Origin of the sequence: Achromobacter sp. (assembly GCF_036567245.1) — a bacterium.
GTDB lineage: Bacteria > Pseudomonadota > Gammaproteobacteria > Burkholderiales > Burkholderiaceae_B > Achromobacter.
Genome location: NZ_DATCUY010000447.1, coordinates 1 through 3,916, shown reverse-complemented (window position 1 = coordinate 3,916; position 3,916 = coordinate 1). Strand labels below are relative to the sequence as shown.

Below are 3,916 nucleotides of genomic sequence, written 5' to 3'. Positions count from 1 at the left end.
GCCGGTGGCGGCCACCGAGACCGCGTGGCAGCGCGTGGCCCGTTCGCACGATCTGCTGCTGGAGTACGGCCGCCTGGGACAGCCCGTGTACGGCCTGAACCGCGGCGTGGGCCAGAACAAGGACCAGACCATCTTCTCCGGCGACACGCTGTCGGACGAGGCCCGGGCCTTGTCCGCCGCCTTCAACCACCGCATGTTGCTGTCGCACACCGTGGCCTATGGCGAGCCGGCGGCGGCGGACACGGTGCGCGCCGCCATGCTGATACGGCTGAACACCGCGCTGGCCGGCGGCACCGGCATGAGCCCGCCCCTGGTTCGCCAATACGCCGAGTTTCTCAACAAGGGTTTGACCCCGGTGGTGCTGGGCCAGGGCTCGGTCGGCCAGGCCGACATCACCATCCTGCCGCAGATCGGGCTGGCCATGATGGGCGAAGGCATGGTGGAAACCGGCGGCAAGCTCCTGCCGGCGGCCGAAGCCATGCGCCAGGCGGGCCTGGCGCCAGTCCAGCCTTACGCCAAGGACTCCCTGTCCCTGCTGAGCTCCAATGCCTATGGCGCGGCCCTGGCCATTCTCGCGGCGCACGACGCCAGCCGCGTGCTGGACCGCGCCGATGAGGTGGCCGCCCTGTCGCTCGAAGGCCTGAACGGCAATATTGCGCCCTTGCTGCCCGCCACCCAGGGCCAGCGTCCCTATCCGGCCCAGCAGCAGGTGGCCCGGCGCATCCTGTCGCTGCTCGAAGGCAGCGCGCTGTGGCAGACGGACGAGCAGCGGCCTCTGCAGGATCCTCTGAGCTTCCGTACCGTGAGCCAGGTACATGGCGCCGCACGTGAAGCGCTGCGCCAACTGGACGCGCAGTTGCTGGTGCAGATCAACAGCTCGGATGACAACCCGACCGTGGCGCTGGATGTGTCGCCGCCGCCCGGCGCCACGCCGCAGGAAACCCGCTACTACGTGACCGCAGGCAAGCTGCGCGGCGCCGTGCTGCCCAGCGCCGGGTTCGATCCCACCGCCTGGGTGGTGCCGCTGCAGTCGGTAGGCGTGGCGCTTTCGCAGGTGGCCCAGTCCTCGGCGCAGCGCGTGCTGCGCATGGGCGATCCCGCCTTCACCAAGCTGCCGCGGTTTCTGTCGCCCAATGACACGACCTTGGCCTACACCACCATTCAGAAGCCCGTTTCGCTATTGGCCACCGAGATCCGTACGCTGTCGCAACCCGTCTCGTCCGATGCGCTGGCGGTCGCCGGCAATATCGAAGATGTGGCCACCAATGGCCCGCTTGCCGCGCAACGCGTGGGGCAGCAGACCGGGCGGCTGCGCACCTTGCTGGGCATAGAGCTGATCCATGCGGCGCAGGCCGTGGACCTGCGCACGCGCGCCGATCCCCAGCGTCCGGTGGGCAAGGGAACCGGCGCGGTGCTCGCGGCCTTCCGGGTGGAAGTGCCGTTTCTTTCGCAAGACAGAAGGCTCGCCGACGACATCGCGCGCGCCGACCGGTTTCTGGACCAAGAGCGCGACGCCGCGCCGCAGCCTGACCGACAACAAGGGGAATGAACATGAACAAGTATCTCGCGCTATGCCTGAGCGGTACGCTCCTGGCCGCCACGCTGTCCGCGCCCGCGGCTGCCGCCGAAGGCAAGTATCCCGCCCGGCCGGTCACCATCGTCGTGCCGTTCGGCGCGGGCGGTATCGCCGATGCGCTGCCCCGCATCGTCGGCCAGGAGCTCAACAGCAAATGGGGCGTGCCGGTCATCATCGAAAACAAGGTCGGCGCCTCCGGCAATATCGGCATGGACTATGTCGCGCGCGCCAATCCGGACGGCTACACGCTGGCCCTGGCGCCGGCCGGCAACCTGACCGTCAACCCGCTGCTCTATACCAAGCTGCCCTTCAACACGGCCCGCGACTTCGCGCCGGTGACCATGCTGGCCACCTCGCCCAATGTGTTGGTGGTCAACGACAAGGTGCCAGTCAAGACCTTCACCGAACTGGTGGCCTATGCGCGCCAGCATCCGGACCAGCTCAACTATTCCTCGCCCGGCCCCGGCAGCGGCGCCCACCTGGCGGGCGAACTGCTCAACCAGTCGGCCGGCATCGTCACGCGCCATATTCCGTACAACGCCATGGCTGCCGCCGTCAACGATGTGGTGGCGGGCAATGTGGACATGATGTTCGCCGGGGTCTCGACCGTGCTGCCGTTTATCCAGTCCGGCAAGCTGCGCGCGCTGGCCGTCGCCGGCCCGCAGCGCCTGCCGCAATTGAAGGACGTGCCCACGGTGGCCGAAAGCGGCTATCCGGGCTTCGACGTGACCTCCTGGTACGGCATCGTCGCGCCGGCCAAGGTGCCGGCCGCGATCCTCGACCAATTGCAGGCCGACATCGCCGCCGCGCTGCAGAAGGAATCCGTGCGCCAGAAGTTCGCCGGCCTGGGCGTAGAGCCCGCCGGCTCGAACCGCGCGGATTTCACCCGGGCAATCCAGCAGGAAACCGACAAATGGGCGGCCATCGTCAAGCAGGCCGGCATCCAGCCTATCCAATAACCGAGGAGACATCATGCAATCCATAGACATCACCTACCTGAACGGCCCCGACGTGCGCGCGCTGGAGTTGACCGACGCCGAAATCCTGGCCGCCGTGCAAAGCGCGCTGGACGCCCAGGGACGGGGCAAGACCGTCATCGAACCGCGCATGCACCTGGTGCCGGAGTCTTCGGCCAAGGGACACTTCAACGTGTTGCGCGGCTACATCGAGCCGCTGCACGTGGCGGGCGTGAAAGTGGTCAGCGACTTCGTCGACAACTACAAGGTCGGCCTGCCTTCGGAGATGGCCTTGCTCAACCTGTTCGATCCGGTCAACGGCAAGCCGCTGGCCGTGGTCGACGCGACCGCCATCACCGACATGCGCACCGGCGCGGTGACGGCGCTGGGCGCCAAGTACCTGGCGCGCAAGAACAGCAAGGTGCTGGGCCATATCGGTTCGCGCGGCACCTCTTACTGGAACGTGCGCCTGCTCGACAGCCTCTACGACTTCGACGAGATCCGCGTGCATTCGCGCCGCCCGGAAAGCCAGCAGGCCTTCGGCGAGCGACTGTCGCGCGATCTGGGCAAGCCGGTGAAGGTCGTCAATGATTGGGAATCCTGCGTGCGCGGCGCCGACATCGTGGTCGAAGCCTCGCGCCTGCCCGAACCCACGCCGCTCCTCAAGACCGAGTGGATCAAGCCCGGCGCCCTGGTCATGCCCTATGGCACCATGAGCGCGGTAGAGCTGAGCCTGACCGACATCATGAGCAAGGTGGTGGTCGATGACTGGGGCCAATGCCGCAAGGGCCTGCCCTATGGCTCGCTGCGCGCCCACGTCGACAGCGACCGCATCACCGAGGAAAACCTGCATGCCGAACTGGGCCAGATCGTGGCGGGCCTGAAACCGGGCCGCGAACGCGATGACGAGACCATCCTGTTCTGGCACCGCGGCCTGTCCACCACCGACATCGCGCTGGGCCACGCCATGCTCGAGAAGGCCCGCAAGATGGGCCTGGGCCAGACCTTGAAGTTTGCCTAGGCGCAGCCCCATGGATCTCATCACTTCGACACGGATGTACGACGTGGCGCCCGCGGCGCGGGCAGCCTGGCATGCGCTGCTGCAGGCCGCGCATGCCCGCGCCGGACTCGACGTGCGCTTCGTCGAACATGGCTGGCCGACGCCCATCGGCGAACTGTGGGAGCGGCCCGGCCTGTGCGGCGTCTTCATATGCGGCTGGCCCTACGTCACGGCGTTGCAAGCGGGGCGGGCCTTTGGCGCCGTCGCCGCGGTGGTGCCGGACTGGCCGGCCTACGAAGGCCTGCCGCGCTACCGCAGCGAATTCCTGGTGCGCGCCGACTGCGGCTGGTCGTCGCTGGCCGACGCGGCCGGCAGCCGCTATGG

At 68.0% G+C, this 3,916-nt stretch carries 3 protein-coding genes and 1 pseudogene; all 4 read left to right on the top strand.

All coding sequences use genetic code 11. From position 1 onward, the window contains the following. Window positions 1-1,549: aromatic amino acid ammonia-lyase (locus VIR09_RS19310; protein WP_332014331.1), on the top strand; the 1,549-nt coding region annotated here is incomplete at its 5' end. Between the two features lie 2 nt (window positions 1,550-1,551). After that, on the top strand, window positions 1,552-2,535 hold the full coding sequence (locus tag VIR09_RS19305) for a tripartite tricarboxylate transporter substrate binding protein (protein WP_332014330.1): 984 nt from the start codon (window positions 1,552-1,554) through the stop codon (window positions 2,533-2,535). A gap of 13 nt (window positions 2,536-2,548) precedes the next feature. Further along, on the top strand, window positions 2,549-3,553 hold the full coding sequence (locus VIR09_RS19300; protein ID WP_207472573.1) for an ornithine cyclodeaminase family protein: 1,005 nt from the start codon (window positions 2,549-2,551) through the stop codon (window positions 3,551-3,553). Window positions 3,554-3,563: 10 nt separating this feature from the next. After that, window positions 3,564-3,916: pseudogene (locus VIR09_RS19295) on the top strand (ABC transporter substrate-binding protein); the annotation flags it as partial.